The 14388-nt window shown below is 68.9% G+C and carries 14 protein-coding genes and 5 pseudogenes; 18 read left to right on the top strand and 1 reads right to left on the bottom strand.

All coding sequences use genetic code 11. From position 1 onward, the window contains the following. Positions 1-19 precede the first annotated feature (19 nt). The 13 genes and pseudogenes from hutI to DPM13_RS26110 all read left to right on the top strand — a co-directional run bounded on the left by hutI (position 20) and on the right by DPM13_RS26110 (position 8220). Positions 20-1222, top strand: coding sequence for an imidazolonepropionase (hutI, locus tag DPM13_RS13285; protein ID WP_112888192.1), 1203 nt, complete (start codon positions 20-22; stop codon positions 1220-1222). Further along, positions 1191-2751, top strand: a pseudogene (gene hutH / locus DPM13_RS13280) (histidine ammonia-lyase). The gene hutI and the pseudogene hutH overlap by 32 nt, the downstream one beginning before the upstream one ends. Beyond that, a pseudogene (locus DPM13_RS13275) lies at positions 2748-3487 on the top strand (N-formylglutamate amidohydrolase). Before hutH ends, DPM13_RS13275 begins: the two co-directional pseudogenes overlap by 4 nt. A gap of 53 nt (positions 3488-3540) precedes the next feature. Continuing rightward, positions 3541-5217 (top strand): urocanate hydratase, encoded by a 1677-nt coding sequence (gene hutU, locus DPM13_RS13270; protein WP_112888191.1) that lies wholly within the window; start codon positions 3541-3543, stop codon positions 5215-5217. A gap of 68 nt (positions 5218-5285) precedes the next feature. Continuing rightward, positions 5286-5582 carry a transporter substrate-binding domain-containing protein gene (locus DPM13_RS27160; RefSeq protein ID WP_397244524.1) on the top strand — a complete coding sequence of 99 codons (297 nt, stop codon included), beginning with the start codon at positions 5286-5288 and terminating at the stop codon, positions 5580-5582. 57 nt (positions 5583-5639) lie between these two features. Beyond that, entirely contained in the window at positions 5640-6092 is a 453-nt protein-coding gene (locus DPM13_RS27155) for an ABC transporter substrate-binding protein (protein ID WP_397244521.1), read from the top strand. 54 nt (positions 6093-6146) lie between these two features. Beyond that, positions 6147-6383, top strand: a complete 237-nt coding sequence (locus DPM13_RS23565; RefSeq protein WP_223252660.1) for a hypothetical protein — start codon at positions 6147-6149, stop codon at positions 6381-6383. Beyond that, positions 6335-6529 (top strand): annotated as a pseudogene (locus DPM13_RS23560) (ABC transporter permease subunit); the annotation flags it as partial. The gene DPM13_RS23565 and the pseudogene DPM13_RS23560, both read left to right, overlap by 49 nt. Positions 6530-6575: 46 nt before the next feature. Then, positions 6576-6794, top strand: a complete 219-nt coding sequence (locus DPM13_RS23555; RefSeq protein WP_223252659.1) for a hypothetical protein — start codon at positions 6576-6578, stop codon at positions 6792-6794. Next, positions 6794-7228 (top strand): annotated as a pseudogene (locus DPM13_RS13255) (amino acid ABC transporter permease); the annotation flags it as partial. The gene DPM13_RS23555 and the pseudogene DPM13_RS13255, both read left to right, overlap by 1 nt. A gap of 229 nt (positions 7229-7457) precedes the next feature. After that, positions 7458-7658: pseudogene (locus DPM13_RS25185) on the top strand (ATP-binding cassette domain-containing protein); the annotation flags it as partial. A 136-nt stretch (positions 7659-7794) separates the two neighbouring features. After that, positions 7795-7986, top strand: coding sequence for an ATP-binding cassette domain-containing protein (locus DPM13_RS27150; RefSeq protein WP_397244517.1), 192 nt, complete (start codon positions 7795-7797; stop codon positions 7984-7986). A gap of 60 nt (positions 7987-8046) precedes the next feature. Further along, positions 8047-8220 carry a hypothetical protein gene (locus DPM13_RS26110; protein WP_189654944.1) on the top strand — a complete coding sequence of 58 codons (174 nt, stop codon included), beginning with the start codon at positions 8047-8049 and terminating at the stop codon, positions 8218-8220. 17 nt (positions 8221-8237) lie between these two features. Here the strand turns inward: DPM13_RS26110 and DPM13_RS25175 are convergent, their stop codons facing one another. Further along, on the bottom strand, positions 8238-8366 hold the full coding sequence (locus DPM13_RS25175; RefSeq protein WP_262983132.1) for a hypothetical protein: 129 nt from the start codon (positions 8364-8366) through the stop codon (positions 8238-8240). 697 nt (positions 8367-9063) lie between these two features. On the opposite strand from DPM13_RS25175, the gene DPM13_RS13245 reads away from it, so the two are divergent. From DPM13_RS13245 to DPM13_RS13230, 5 genes are all read left to right on the top strand, one after another. After that, positions 9064-9945: an alpha-amylase family glycosyl hydrolase gene (locus DPM13_RS13245; RefSeq protein WP_112888190.1), complete on the top strand. Its 882-nt coding sequence runs from the start codon at positions 9064-9066 to the stop codon at positions 9943-9945. Further along, positions 9836-10795, top strand: coding sequence for a DUF3459 domain-containing protein (locus DPM13_RS13240; protein ID WP_112888189.1), 960 nt, complete (start codon positions 9836-9838; stop codon positions 10793-10795). Before DPM13_RS13245 ends, DPM13_RS13240 begins: the two co-directional genes overlap by 110 nt. Beyond that, positions 10792-11892, top strand: coding sequence for an alpha-amylase family glycosyl hydrolase (locus DPM13_RS23545; RefSeq protein WP_223252021.1), 1101 nt, complete (start codon positions 10792-10794; stop codon positions 11890-11892). Before DPM13_RS13240 ends, DPM13_RS23545 begins: the two co-directional genes overlap by 4 nt. Continuing rightward, the gene (locus DPM13_RS23540) at positions 11889-13001 is read left to right on the top strand and encodes an alpha-amylase family protein (protein ID WP_223252020.1); all 1113 of its coding nucleotides are present in this window, start codon (positions 11889-11891) and stop codon (positions 12999-13001) included. Before DPM13_RS23545 ends, DPM13_RS23540 begins: the two co-directional genes overlap by 4 nt. A gap of 174 nt (positions 13002-13175) precedes the next feature. Continuing rightward, entirely contained in the window at positions 13176-14237 is a 1062-nt protein-coding gene (locus tag DPM13_RS13230) for an SfnB family sulfur acquisition oxidoreductase (RefSeq protein ID WP_223252019.1), read from the top strand. Positions 14238-14388 lie beyond the last annotated feature (151 nt).

The following is a 14388-nucleotide window of genomic DNA, read 5'->3' as shown; positions in this document are numbered from 1 at the left end:
TCAATGCGGGACGCCATCGATGCAGCTTCTGACCCATGCCGCCATCGCCACGATGAACGACGAAACAGGGGGTTACGGCCTGATCCCGCAGGCTTCCCTGGTGGTCGAGGATGATCGAATCAGCTGGGTCGGGCCCGAGACGGACCTGCCGGAACGCTATGCCGGCGCATCGCGCCGCGACCTGGGCGGGCGGCTGGTGACGCCGGGGCTGATCGACTGCCACACCCATATCGTCTTTGGCGGCGACCGCGCCCGCGAATTCGAGATGCGGCTCGAGGGCGCGGGTTACGAGGAAATCGCCCGCGCCGGGGGCGGCATCCTGTCCTCGGTCCGCGCCACCCGCGACGCGGACGAAGCCAGCTTGCTGAAATCCGCGCTGCGCCGGGTCGATCACCTGATCGCCGAGGGCGTGACCACCATCGAGGTCAAGTCCGGCTACGGCCTGACCGTCGCCGACGAATTGAAGATGCTGCGCGTGGCCCGGCTGATCGAGGCGCGCCGAGAGGTGACCGTTCGCACCACCTGGCTGGCGGCCCATGCCCTGCCGCCGGAATATCAGGGCGACCGCGCCGGCTATATCCGCGACGTGGTGATCGCGGGCATGGACGCCGCCCATGCCGAGGATCTGGTCGACGCGGTGGACGGGTTCTGCGAGAGCATCGCCTTTTCCCGCGACGAGATGGCGGCGATCTTCGACCATGCGAAAACCCTGGGCCTGCCGGTGAAGCTGCATGCCGAACAGCTGTCCGACCTGCATGGCGCGGCAATGGCGGCGCGCCACGGCGCGATGTCGGCCGATCATCTGGAATGGCTGGGCCAGGACGGGGTGGACGCGATGGCCGCATCCGGCACCGTTGCCGTGCTGCTGCCCGGCGCCTTCTATACGCTGCGCGAAACGCAGATGCCCCCGGTGGGCGCCCTGCGCGACGCCGGCGTGCCCATCGCGCTGGCGACCGACTGCAACCCCGGCACCTCGCCGCTGACCTCGCTGCTGCTGGCGATGAACATGGGCGCGACGCTGTTCCGCCTGACCCCGGCCGAATGCCTGGCCGGCGTCACCCGCAATGCGGCCCGCGCCCTGGGCCTGGCCGACCGGGGCGTGATCGCGCCCGGCATGCGGGCCGACCTGGCGATCTGGGATGTCCACGCCCCGGCCGAGCTGACCTATCGCATCGGCTTCAACCCCCTTCATGCCCGCATCTTCGGAGGCGACCTTGTCTGAACTGATCCTGACCCCCGGCGACACCACGCTTGCCCAGCTCGAGCGCGTCTGGCGCGAGGGCTTGGCCGTGCGGCTGGCCGACAGCGCCCGGCCCGGCATTGCCGCCTCGGCCGCCCGCATCGAGGCCGCCGCCAAGGGCGATGCGCCGGTCTATGGCGTGAACACCGGCTTCGGCAAGCTCGCCTCGATCAAGATCGCGGCGGGCGACACGGCGACGCTGCAACGGAACCTGATCCTGTCGCATTGCTGCGGCGTGGGCGAGCCGGTCGAGCCCGAGACGGTGCGCCTGATCCTGGTGCTGAAGCTTCTGTCGCTGGGCCGCGGCGCCTCGGGCGTGCGCCCCGAGGTGATCCAGCTGATCGAGGCATGCTGGCGCGCGGCGTGCTGCCGGTGATCCCGGCGCAGGGCTCGGTCGGCGCGTCGGGCGATCTTGCGCCGCTGGCGCATATGGCGGCGGTGATGCTGGGCGAAGGCCGCGCCACCCATGAGGGACGCGAGATGGCGGGCGCCGAGGCGCTGGCCGCCGCGGGTCTGTCCCCGGTGGTGCTGGCCGCCAAGGAAGGACTGGCCCTGATCAACGGCACCCAGGTCTCGACCGCCTTTGCGCTGGCGGGGCTTTGGGACGCATTTGCCGCGGCCCGGGCGGCGCTGGTGACATCTTCGCTTTCGACCGACGCGATCATGGGCTCGACCGCGCCCTTCTTGGACGAGATCCACACCCTGCGCGGCCATCGCGGCCAGATCGTCGCGGCGCGGACCATCCGGGCGCTGATGGAGGGCTCCGAGATCCGCGAAAGTCACCGGACCGGCGACACCCGCGTGCAGGACCCCTATTGCATCCGCTGCCAGCCGCAGGTGACGGGCGCCTGCATCGACCTGTTGTGGCAGGCCGCCCGCACGCTGGAGATCGAGGCCAATGCCGCGACCGACAACCCGCTGGTGCTGGTCGGCGCCGACCGCATCGTCTCGGGCGGGAACTTCCATGCCGAGCCGGTGGCCTTTGCCGCCGACCAGATCGCGCTGGCGATTGCCGAGATCGGCGCGATTTCCCAGCGCCGCATCGCGCTGATGGTCGACCCGACGCTGTCCCACGACCTGCCGCCCTTCCTGACGCCGGACCCGGGCCTGAACTCGGGGCTGATGATCGCCGAAGTGACCTCGGCGGCGCTGATGTCGGAAAACAAGCATCTCGCGACGCCCTGCTCGACCGATTCCACCCCCACCTCGGCCAACCAAGAGGATCACGTCAGCATGGCCGCGCATGGCGCGCGCCGGCTGCGCCGGATGAACGCGAACCTTGCCCAGATCGGGATCGAGGCGATCTGCGCCGACGCCGGGATCGAATTCCGTGCGCCGCTGCAAACCTCGGGACCGCTGCGGCGGTGGCCCAGGTGCTGCGGGACACCATTCCGGCGCTGGACCAGGACCGCTATCTGGCGCCCGATCTGGTCGAGGCCGCGCGGCTGGTCCGGGCGGGCGTCCTGACCGATGCCGTCCCCGCCGGCCTGCTGGACGAGGTGCGGGCATGATCCCGGTCGAAGTCGTGCAGGGCGCGGGCCCGGTCATCCTGGGCCTGCCCCATACGGGCACATGGCTGCCCGCCGCCATCCAGAGCCGGTTGAACGACCGCGGCCGGGTGCTGTCCGATACCGACTGGCATATCCACAGGCTCTACGACGGGCTGCTGCCCGGCGTGACCACAGTCAGGGCGACCTTCCACCGCTATGTGATCGACGCCAACCGCGGCCCGGACGACGCGAGCCTCTATCCCGGCCAGAACACCACCGGGCTTGTGCCGCTGACCGATTTCGACGGCCAGCCGATCTGGCAGGTCGAACCCTCGGCCGAGGAGATCGCCGAGCGCAAGGAGCACTTTCACGCCCTCTATCACGCGGCGCTGGCGGCGGAAATCGAACGGGTGCGCGCCCGGCATGGCGTCGCGATCCTTTACGACTGCCATTCGATCCGCAGCCATTTCCGTTCCTGTTCGAAGGGACGCTGCCCGACTTCAACATCGGCACCAACGGCGGCGCGTCGTGCGACCCCCGGATCGAGGCCGCCACGCTGGCGCTTTGCGCCGCCACCGGCCGGTCCCATGTGCTGAACGGCCGCTTCAAGGGCGGCTGGACGACGCGCATTACGGCCAGCCCGCGCGCGGCGTCCACGCCATCCAGATGGAACTGGCCCAGTCCACCCATCTGGCGACCGAGGCCCCGCCCTTTGACTATGACCCGGCCAAGGCCGATGCGCTGCGGGTCACGCTGAAAGCCATCCTGACGAAACTCGCGGCCCTTGGCCCCGAACTGAAGGCGTAAGACATGGACAACCCCCAGACCAATCCGCGTCACAACACCCGCGACATCTTTCCCCCCACCGGTCCCGAGATCACCGCGAAAAGCTGGCTGACCGAAGCGCCGATGCGGATGCTGATGAACAACCTGCATCCCGACGTGGCCGAGAACCCGCATGAGCTGGTGGTCTATGGCGGCATCGGCCGCGCCGCCCGCACCTGGAAGGATTTCGACCTGATCGTCGACAGCCTGAAAAAGCTGGAAACCGACGAGACGCTGCTGGTGCAATCGGGCAAGCCGGTCGGCGTGTTCCGCACCCACAAGGATGCGCCGCGGGTGCTGATCGCGAACTCGAACCTGGTGCCGCATTGGGCGAACTGGGACCATTTCAACGAGTTGGACAGGAAGGGCCTGGCCATGTACGGCCAGATGACCGCCGGTTCCTGGATCTACATCGGCAGCCAGGGCATTGTGCAGGGCACCTACGAGACCTTTGTCGAGGCCGGGCGCCAGCACTATGGCGGCGACCTGAAGGGCAAGTGGATCCTGACCGGCGGGCTTGGCGGCATGGGCGGCGCCCAGCCCCTGGCCGCGGTCATGGCCGGGGCCTGCTGTCTGGCCGTGGAATGCGACGAAACCCGCGCCGATTTCCGCCTGCGCACCCGCTATGTCGATGAAAAGACCCACGACCTCGACGAGGCGCTGGCGATGATCGACCGCTGGACCAGGGCCGGCGAGGCGAAATCCGTGGCGCTGATCGGCAATGCCGCCGACGTGTTCCCCGAACTCGCCCGCCGCGGCGCGCGTCCCGACATCGTGACCGACCAGACCTCGGCCCACGACCCGGTGCATGGCTATCTGCCGCAGGGCTGGACCGTCGCCGAATGGCGCGCCCGGCAGGAGACCGACCCCAAGGCCGTCGAACGCGCCGCCCGCGCCTCCATGCGCAAGCAGGTCGAGGCCATGGTGGCCTTCCATGACGCAGGCATCCCGACTGTCGATTACGGCAACAACATCCGCCAGATGGCGCTTGAGGAAGGCTTTGAGCGCGCCTTTGCCTTCCCGGGCTTTGTCCCCGCCTATATCCGGCCGCTGTTCTGCAAGGGCATCGGCCCGTTCCGCTGGGCGGCGCTGTCGGGCGACCCCGAGGACATCCTGAAGACCGACGCCAAGGTCAAGGAACTGGTCGACGACCCGCATCTGCACAACTGGCTGGACATGGCGCGCGAGCGCATCGCCTTCCAGGGCCTGCCGGCGCGGATCTGCTGGGTCGGCCTTGGCATCCGCCACAAGCTGGGCCTCGCCTTCAACGAGATGGTGCGCAACGGCGAGCTGAAGGCGCCCATCGTCATCGGCCGCGACCATCTGGACAGCGGCAGCGTCGCCTCGCCCAACCGGGAAACCGAGGCGATGCAGGACGGCTCGGACGCGGTGTCCGACTGGCCGCTGCTGAACGCGCTGCTGAATACGGCATCCGGCGCGACCTGGGTGTCGCTGCACCATGGCGGCGGCGTCGGCATGGGCTTTTCCCAGCACTCGGGCATGGTCATCTGCTGCGATGGCAGCGAGGATGCCGACGCCCGGCTGGCGCGCGTGCTGTGGAACGACCCGGCCACCGGCGTCATGCGGCATGCCGACGCGGGCTATCAGATCGCGCTGGACTGCGCGCGCGAGCATGGCTTGAATCTGCCCGGCATTCTCTGATCCAAGGGGCGCGGGGCCGCAACGCACCGGCGCCGCGCCCGTCACCCGTCCAACAAGGAGAGACAGACATGAGCTTCCACATGAGCCTGAAGGCCGCCGCCATCGGCCTGATCGCGCTGGGAACCGCCGCGCAGGCGGACCAGCTGGCCGACATCAAGGCGGCCGGCAAGATCGTCACCGCCACCGACATGCATTATGCCCCCTTCGACATGCTGAACAACGGCACCTACGAGGGCATGACCAAGGACCTGTTCGACGAGGTCGCCAAGGAAATCGGCGTCGAGCCGGTCTATCAGGACATTCCCTGGACCGCCGAACTGCCGGGGCTCGAAGTCAAGAAGTTCGACATCGTCATCGCCCCCTGACCATCACCCCCGAGCGGGCGAGCGTTACACCTTCACCCTGCCGACGCCGAGCCACCGTTGCCCTGGTCGAGACCGCGATCAAGCGACCTGACGAAACCCGAGGACATCAAGGGCAAGACCGTCGGCGTCCAGCAGGGCACCGCGCAGTTCAAGCAGCTGCAAACCTTTGGCGAAAGCCTGGGCGGCGTGACCATCAAGGAATACGGCACCACGGACGAGGCCTATGCGGACCTCGCCGCCGGACGGCTGGACGCGGTGGCAGGGTCGCTTCCGAACCTGACCTACCTGGTCAAGAACCGGCCCGAGACCTTCGCCCTGTTCGAGCCCGCCAAGTTCGGCGAACCCAAGTATTTCGCCTGGGTGCTGCGCGAGGACGCCGACAGCGAAAGCTTTGCCAAGGCGATCAACGACGCCATCCTGAAGATGACCGACGACGGCCGCGTCAAGGCGATCCAGGAAAAATGGCTGGGCACCTATACCGAACTGCCCCGCGAAGTCCCGACCCACTAAGCCCGTCGCGGGCGGGCTCGCTCCGCCCGCCCCGACCCAAGGTCCGAGGCGCGCATGTTCTCCCTCCCCGTCTTTCTGCAAAGCTTCGAGCCGCTTATCTGGGCGGCGCGCTACACGCTGCTGATCTCGGTCCTGGGGATCGGGCTGGGGCTGGTGATCGGCACGCTGATCTGCGCGGCGCGGCTGTCGCCCTATCGCCTGCTGCGAGCCTTCGGCGGGCTCTGGTCAGCTTCCTGCGCGGCGTGCCGCTGCTGGTGCAGCTTCTGGTGTTCTATTACTCGCTGCCGGTGATCGGGCTGGACATTCCGGCGACGGCGGCGGCGGTGATCTGCGTCGGCATCTGCGCCAGCGCCTATATCAGCGAGATCTGGCGCGGCGCCATCGCCGCCCTGCCCCGCGGCCAGGCCGAGGCGGCGACCGCCATCGGCCTGACGCCGCGCGACACCTGGACCCGGGTGATCCTGCCCCAGGCCTTCACCGCTGATGCTGCCGGCGCTGGTCAACGAACTGATCCTGCTGGTCAAGGCCAGCTCGCTGGTCTCGGTCGTGGGCATCCTGGAAATCACCCGCGCCAGCCAGGCGCAGGCCGCGACGACCTTCCGCCCGCTCGAGGTCTATATCGCCGCCGCCTGCATCTATCTGGCGATCAACCTGTGCCTTGCGGCGCTGGGACGCTATCTTGAACACAGGACGGCCGTGTGATGGACCTTTCCGTTCTTCAGCAATACGGGCCGATGCTGCTGCGCGGCTTCGGGATCACGGTGCTGTGCTGGCTGCTGGGCACGATCTTTGCCATGGCGTTGGGGCTGCTGATCGCGCTGGTCCAGCGTTACGCGGCCCGGCCCCTGCGCTGGCTGATCCAGGCCTATATCGAGGTGATCCGCGGCACGCCCTTCCTGGTCCAGCTGTTCGTGCTGTATTACGGCGGACCGCTGATCGGGCTGCGGCTGGACGCGCTGCCAGCGGGCCTCTTGGGTCTGACCATCTATGGCAGCCCCTATTTCGCGGAAATCTTCCGATCCGGCTTTCGCGCCGTGCCGCATGGCCAGATCGAGGCGGCGCGCGCCATCGGCATGGCCGAGCCCGCCATCATCCGCCGCATCCTGCTGCCCCTGGGCCTGGTCTCGGCGCTGCCGGCGCTGGTCAACTTCTCGATCATCCTGACCAAGGAAACGGTGATCCTGTCCATCATCGCCGTGCCCGAGCTGCTGTACAGGCAGCCGCATGTCGTCCGAGACCTTCCGCTATGTCGAGGCGAACCTGGTGCTGGCGCTGTTCTTCTGGCTGCTGGTCGAGACGATCAGCCGGCTCGGCCGCCGGTTCGAGCGCCGCATCACCCAACATCTGATCGAAAGGACCTGAGCGATGCAGGCATCCTCCGTCGAGATCCGCAAGGTCAACAAGTTCTACGGCCCCTTCCACGCGCTGAAGGACGTGGACCTGACCATTCCGCCCGGCAAGGTGACCTGCCTGATCGGGCCCTCGGGCTCGGGCAAATCCACGCTTCTGCGCTGCATCAACTTCCTCGAGGAATACGATTCGGGCGAGGTGCGCATCGACGGCCAGCTGATCGGAACGACGTCCGGGCCGCAAGATGACCGCCCGCAAGCTGCGCGACATGCGGCGCAAGATCAGGATCTGTTTGAGGCCCAACCGGGTTCAGACACACTGCCCGTGCCGACGTGGCCGATGGGCTGGCCGCGTGCGCGGCCTGCCCAGGGCCGAGGCCGAGGCCCGCGCCGCCGACGCGCTGCGCAAGGTCGGGCTGGCCGACAAGATGGGCAACCACCCCGCGCGCCTGTCGGGCGGCCAGCAGCAGCGCGTCGCCATCGCCCGCGCCATCGCCATGGAGCCGCGGCTCATGCTGTTCGACGAGCCGACCAGCCGCGCTTGACCCCGAACTGGTGGGCGAGGTTCTGCACGTGATGAAGGCCTTGGCGCCGAGGGCATGACCATGCTCGTCGTCACCCATGAGATGGGCTTTGCCCGCCCATGTCGCCGACCAGGATGGCCTTCATGGACAAGGGCGAATCGTCGAGGTGGACCGCCCGAAAGGATCTTCCACGCGCCCAGGGACGAGCGCATCCAAGGCTTCCTGCGCACCTATCACGAACGCAACAGCTTCTAGGGCCCAGAACCGCCAGGTCACGCCCAGAAGCGGTCCCGCCATGGTGACATCCAGCCGCGTGCCGCGCTGCGGTAATCGACGTCCAGCCGCCGAAAGCCCCCGGACAGGTCCTGTGCCGCCGCCGAGGACAGTGCGACCGGCGTCAACGCTGCCGTCTTGCCAGAATAGTGCGCATGATGCCTGTCCCTCTCACAGCCTGTCGCTGAAACAGCCGGCCGCAAGATTCGGTGTCGCGGCACTCCTGTCGCCCGCTTGCCCCAAAGGGCGGAAACCACGCCTGAAACATGCAAAAAAAACCCAAGCCGCGCTCATGCGCAGGCTCGATCCGCACCAGCGGGCTTGTCAATTGCGATGAAGGCTCCGGGCTCATGCGGCCTGCGGTTGCACGGACGGGACGAAGAGGAAAGGGGTCTGGTCAGGCCACCCGGGCGGGCCTGAAACATATTTGGGGCGGCCGAAGCCGCCCCAAATATCAGGTCGGAAACAAAAACATCATTACAAACAACTTGCCGCGCGGACCCGAACACCAACCGGAAACACAAATTCGCAAACGGCCCGCCCGTTCTTGACAGGCAGCTATTTGCCACAACCTTCGATTGCCGGGAACCTGTCTGTTCGGACAGGTTCGGCGACAAGGCATCGCCGGCCCGGACGGCCGCGACAAATTTCCGCCCGCCCCGTGAACCGGCCCTGCCGCTTCCGTGTTTGTTTCCAAATGGAACGGGGGCTTTCAGCGGTGATGATTCCAGACATGTCGATTGCGCTTGAACAAGCGGCTCCCGTGACGATGGCGCCTGCCCGCAGGGCGGCGGCTCTGGCACCCCGCCGCACCTTGGGCCGCGCATGACCGGCCGGCCGGCGCAAGGCCCCCGCTGGGGCGCGACTTGGGACGACGGGCGGCTGACCGCGCGCCTGTGGGCCCCGCGCGCCAAGCGGGTCGAGTTGCTGCTGGACAGCCAGGCGCTGTCCATGACCGCCTTGCCCGAGGGGTACTGGACTGTCACCACCCCCGCCCCGGCGGGCATCGCCTATCGCCTGCGCGTGGACGGGGCGGACATGCCCGATCCGGCCAGCCGGCGGCAGGCGGGCGGTGTGCACGACCCCTCGCTGGCCGAGCCGGTCCCGGACCATGACTGGCAGCACCCCTGGGCGGGGCGCGACTGGGCCGAGGCCGTGATCTATGAACTGCACGTCGGCACCTTCACCCCCGAAGGCACGCTGGCGGCCGCCGCAAGTCGGCTGCGGCACCTGGCGGACCTGGGCTTTACCGCCATCGAGCTGATGCCCCTGAACCAGTTCCGGGGCGACCGGGGCTGGGGCTATGACGGCGTCCTGCCCTTTGCCCTGCACCCCGCCTATGGCGCGCCCGCCGACCTGTGCCGGTTCGTGGATATGGCGCACGGCGCCGGGTTGATGGTCATCCTGGACCTCGTGATGAACCACTTCGGGCCGGACGGCGCCTATATCCATCAGGCGGCGCCCGACTTCTTCGACCCGGACCGGCACACGCCCTGGGGCGCGGCCATCGACTTTTCCAAGGCCCCGGTCCGCGCCTTCTGGACCGAATGCGCGGAATACTGGCTGAGGACATTCCGGCTGGACGGGTTCCGGCTGGATGCGGTCCACCAGATCACCGGCCCCGGCGCGACGGTTTCCTGGACGCCTTCGCCGGGCACCTGCGGCAGGCCGCGCCCGACCGCCCCATCCACTGATCACCGAGGATGAGCGCAATCTGCCCGAACTGCGCGAACGTCACGGCTATGACGCAAGCTGGAACGACGACTTCCACCATGCGGTCCACACCGCCCTGACGGGGGAATCCGACGGCTATTACGCCAGCTTTGCCCGCGACCCGATCGGCGATCTGGCGCTGGCGCTGGCGAGGGGCCATATCGAGGAAGGCCAGCCCCGCCCCGGCCTTGACCATCCGCGCGGCCAGCCCTGCGGGCACCTGCCGGCGACGGCCTTCGTCAATGCGATCCAGACCCATGATCAGGTCGGCAACCGCCCGCATGGCGAACGGCTGGCCAGCCTGGCCGATCCGCAGGGCGTCGCGGTGGCCTATGCGCTGCTGCTGGTCGCCCCCTATATCCCGATGGTCTTCATGGGCGAGGAACGGGGCGAGACGGCGCCCTTCCTGTTCTTCGCCGATTTTCAGGGCGACCTGGCCCGCGCCGTGCGCGAAGGCCGCGCCGCCGAATTCGCCGCGATCGCCGAACTGGGCGTGACGGTGCCCGATCCCCTGGCCTTCGAAACCTTCGAACGCTCGCGCCTGGGCTGGCGGGACGATGCGCGCGCCCGCGAATGGCTGGAACTGACGCGCCGCGCCCTGGCCTTTCGCGCCGAAAAGGTCGTGCCGCTGGTCAAAAGCGGCCGGCGGGGCGAGGCGCGGGTGCGCCGGCTGGGCCCCGCCTCGGTGGTGGCGGACTGGCCGTTTCACGCCGGCACCCTTTCCGTCGCGCTCAGCCTGGGCCACGCCCAGCCCGACCTGCCCCTGCCCCACGCGCCCGGTCTTATCCTGGGCCGGCCGGGCCGCGATCCCTTTGCCCTGTCTGCCGGCGTCGAGGTGCCATGATTCCGACCGTTCCCCTTGCGACCTATCGCATCCAGTTGCGCGACAATGTCGATTTCGCCGAGATCGAGCGCCATCTGCCCTATCTTTCCGGGCTTGGCGTGTCCCACCTGTACCTGTCGCCGATCTTTGCCGCCTCGACCGGCTCGACGCATGGCTACGACATCACCGACCCGACCCGCGTCGACCCTGCCCTGGGCGGGCGCGAGGGGTTCGAGCGGCTGGCCCGCGCCGCGATCGGCCGCGGCCTGGGGATCATCCTGGACATCGTGCCGAACCACACGGCCTTCACGCTGGAAAACCCCTGGCTGCTGGACGTTCTGCGCCATGGGCCGGACAGCCGATATGCCCGCCATTTCGACATCGACTGGCAGGCCGGGCCGCTGGTCCTGCCCTTCCTGCCCGAGCCCTTCGAAAAGATGCTGGCGGACGGCGCCTTCAGCCTGCGGGACGGATTCTGGTGCTTTGGCGACGTGCAGGTCCCGCTGGCCGATGACAGCGCCCCTCAGGACGACCTGCGCACCCTGCATGACCGCCAGCACTGGCGGCTGGTCCAATCCGACATGGAACGCGACAGCATCACCCACCGGCGCTTCTTCAACGTGACCAGCCTGATCGGCATGCGGGTCGAGGATCCGGCGGTGTTTGACGACACCCATGCGCTGATCCTGGACCTGGTGCGCGCGGGGCTGGTCCACGGCCTGCGCGTCGATCACGTCGACGGGCTGGCCGACCCGGCCGCCTATCTGGATCGGCTGCACAAGGCCGTGCCCGACACGCCGATCTGGGTCGAAAAGATCCTTGTGGGCGATGAAGCCATGCCGCCCGGCTGGCCCGTCCTTGGCTCGACCGGGTACGAGGCCGCGCGGCTGATCGCCCGGCTGCTGACCGACCCGCAGGGGATCGAGCGGCTGGACGCGCTGTGGCGCGAGGCGACCGGCATCCAGACCGGCTTTCGCGAGGAACTGACCCAGGCCAAGCTGGCCGTCCTTGACAACGAACTGGCGGCCGAGCGGCGCCAGTTGCGCGACATGGCCGCCGCCGCCACCGAAGGCTCGTCGAGGTCGAGGCCGGCCCCGAAACCCTGCGCGAGGCGGTGACGGCGCTGCTGGTCGCGATGCCGCGCTATCGCAGCTATGTCACCGACCGCGCGGGGGACGAGGATCGCGCCCTGCTGGCCAGGCTGGCCGATGATGCGGCGCAGGGCCTGCGGTCGCGGGCGACGGTCGATCTGCTGGCCGGGCTGATGGCCGATCCCCCGACCGACGCCGCCCGCCGCTTCGTCGTTCGCTTCCAGCAGGTGTCGGGCGCGCTGCTGGCCAAGGCGCAAGAGGATACGGCAGGCTTTCGCTGGACCCGCTATCTGGCCGCGAACGAGGTCGGCGCCGAACCCGACGAGCCCTGCGTGGCCGAGGCCGAGGCCAACGCCTTCCTGGCCGCGCGGCAACCGGGCGCGATGACGCTGGTTTCGACCCACGACACCAAGCGGTCCGCCGACAGCCGGATGCGCATCGCCGCGATCAGCCACCTGCCCGAGGCCTTCGCCGATCTGGACCGCGCCGCCGCCGCCCTGCCGCAGGCCGAGGGGGTCGAGCCGCGCTGGCGCTGGTATGTCGTGCAATCCGCCCTGGCGATCTGGCACGACGACCCGGCGATCCGGGACCGCCTGGCCTCGCATATCGAAAAGGCCATGCGCGAGGCCAAGCTGACCAGTTTCTGGACCAATCCGGACGAGGCCGCCGAAGCCGCCGTCAAGGCGCTGGCCGATGCGGTGCTGGACCAGTGGCGCGAACCGCCGCCGGCGCTGACCGCGCTGCTCGGGCGCGGCCGGGCGCTGGGGCTTGCGCAACTGGCCTTCCAGATGCTGATGCCCGGCTTTCCCGACATCTATCGCGGGGATGAGGCCGAATTGCTGGCGCTGACCGATCCCGACAACCGCCTGGCCGTGGACTGGCACGTCCTGGCTTGGGAACCCGCGCCCGGCAGCAAGGCCGAATGGACGCGCGCCCTGCTGGCCCTGCGGCGCGAAAGCGCCGATTTCCTGGCCCGCGCCACCGCCCGCATCGAGGTGGCGGACGGCACGCTGCGCCTGATCCGCGAAGGCGACGGCCAGCGGATCGCCGTGGAACTGCGGCCCGGCCCCGCCCCCGCGGATGCCTGGAAGGCGGGCGAGTTCGACGGCGTCAGCGTCGCGGTGATCCGGCACTGACAGCCAAGGACCGGCCGCCGCGCGGCGCCCCGGCCGTGCGGCGGCGGGAAGAATCGTCTCTCAAGCGCGCCTGGAACAGCCGGACGGTTGCTTCGGCGCCGCCCATCTTTGGAATGGAGCCCCCATAAAAACACGCCTAACGTTGTCGTGAATCGCGCAGTCACGAGAGCGGACATGACCATCCACGAACGGAACACGCCGGCGGAGGCGGGCTTGCCCATCATCCCGGCACGGATCGCCACCCGGGACGAGGCGCTGGATGCCGCGCGCCGGCTTGCCGCCGACTGGGCGCCCAAGGCGGCCGAGCGCGACCGCCGGCGCATCCTGCCCTTTGACGAGATCGCGGCCTTCTCGGCGTCGGGCCTGGGCGCGATTACGGTACCACGCAGCCATGGCGGGCCGGGACTGGATTACCTGACCCTGACCGAGGTGTTCGAGATCCTGTGCGCGGCGGACAGTTCCGTGGGTCAGATCCCGCAGAACCATTTCGGCGTCATCCGTCTTTTGACCGAGGCCGGCAGCCCCGCGCAAAAGGCGCGCTGGTTCGCCGATGTCCTGGCCGGCAAGCGGATCGGGAACGCAGGCCCCGAAAAGGGCCGCAAGCCGGTGACGCAGAACGACACGGGCCTGTCGCGCGGACGCGACGGCGGGCTGCGGTTGAATGGGCATCGGTTCTATTCGACCGGCGCGATCTTTGCCCACTGGATCCCGACCCGGGCCAATGACGAACAGGGACGGCCGGTCCAGGTCTGGGTGCCCCATGACGCGCCGGGCGTTCGGGTCGTCGACGACTGGTCCAGCTTCGGACAGCGCACCACCGCATCGGGCAGCGTGGTGTTCGAGGACGTGCCCATCGCCGAGGACCAGGTCATCCCGGTCTGGCAGCGCGCGCAGGTGCCGGGCCTGGCCGGGCCGGTGTCGCAGCTGATCCAGGCCGCCATCGACAGCGGCATCGCCATCGGCGCCCTGGACGAGGCGATCCGCTTCGTGCGCGAACTGTCCCGTCCCTGGGTCGACAGCGGGGTCGAGCGCGCCCAGGACGATCCCCACCTCATCGCCGACGTGGGCCGGTTGCAGATCGACCTGTGGGCCGCGCGGGCGGTCCTGCACGACGCGGCGCGGCTGCTGGACGACCTGGCCGCCGGCGAGGTGACCGAGGATGCCTCGGCCCGCGCCTCGGTCGCGGTGGCCGAGGCCAAGATCCTGACCTCGGAAATCGCGCTGAACGCGGCGTAGAAGCTGTTCGAACTGGCAGGGCGGCGACCACGCGGGCCGGCCCGAACCTGGGCCGCATCTGGCGCAATGCCCGTGTGCACACGCTGCACGACCCGCTGCGCTGGAAATACCACCTGCTGGGCAACTGGCACCTGAACGGCGCCCGTCCCGC

The organism is Paracoccus mutanolyticus (genome assembly GCF_003285265.1).
GTDB classification, from domain to species: Bacteria; Pseudomonadota; Alphaproteobacteria; order Rhodobacterales; family Rhodobacteraceae; genus Paracoccus; species Paracoccus yeei.
Note: the sequence above shows the minus strand (reverse complement) of the source record. Positions and strands in the feature narration are given on the sequence as shown.

Coding starts and splice junctions, on each gene's coding strand:
- hutI (WP_112888192.1), top strand. CDS start 20: ATGCAGCTTCTGACCCATGCCGCCATCGCCACGATGAACGACGAAACA.
- hutU (WP_112888191.1), top strand. CDS start 3,541: ATGGACAACCCCCAGACCAATCCGCGTCACAACACCCGCGACATCTTT.
- DPM13_RS27160 (WP_397244524.1), top strand. CDS start 5,286: ATGAGCTTCCACATGAGCCTGAAGGCCGCCGCCATCGGCCTGATCGCG.
- DPM13_RS23565 (WP_223252660.1), top strand. CDS start 6,147: ATGTTCTCCCTCCCCGTCTTTCTGCAAAGCTTCGAGCCGCTTATCTGG.
- DPM13_RS23555 (WP_223252659.1), top strand. CDS start 6,576: ATGCTGCCGGCGCTGGTCAACGAACTGATCCTGCTGGTCAAGGCCAGC.
- DPM13_RS26110 (WP_189654944.1), top strand. CDS start 8,047: ATGCTCGTCGTCACCCATGAGATGGGCTTTGCCCGCCCATGTCGCCGA.
- DPM13_RS13245 (WP_112888190.1), top strand. CDS start 9,064: ATGACCGGCCGGCCGGCGCAAGGCCCCCGCTGGGGCGCGACTTGGGAC.
- DPM13_RS13240 (WP_112888189.1), top strand. CDS start 9,836: ATGCGGTCCACCAGATCACCGGCCCCGGCGCGACGGTTTCCTGGACGC.
- DPM13_RS23545 (WP_223252021.1), top strand. CDS start 10,792: ATGATTCCGACCGTTCCCCTTGCGACCTATCGCATCCAGTTGCGCGAC.
- DPM13_RS13230 (WP_223252019.1), top strand. CDS start 13,176: ATGACCATCCACGAACGGAACACGCCGGCGGAGGCGGGCTTGCCCATC.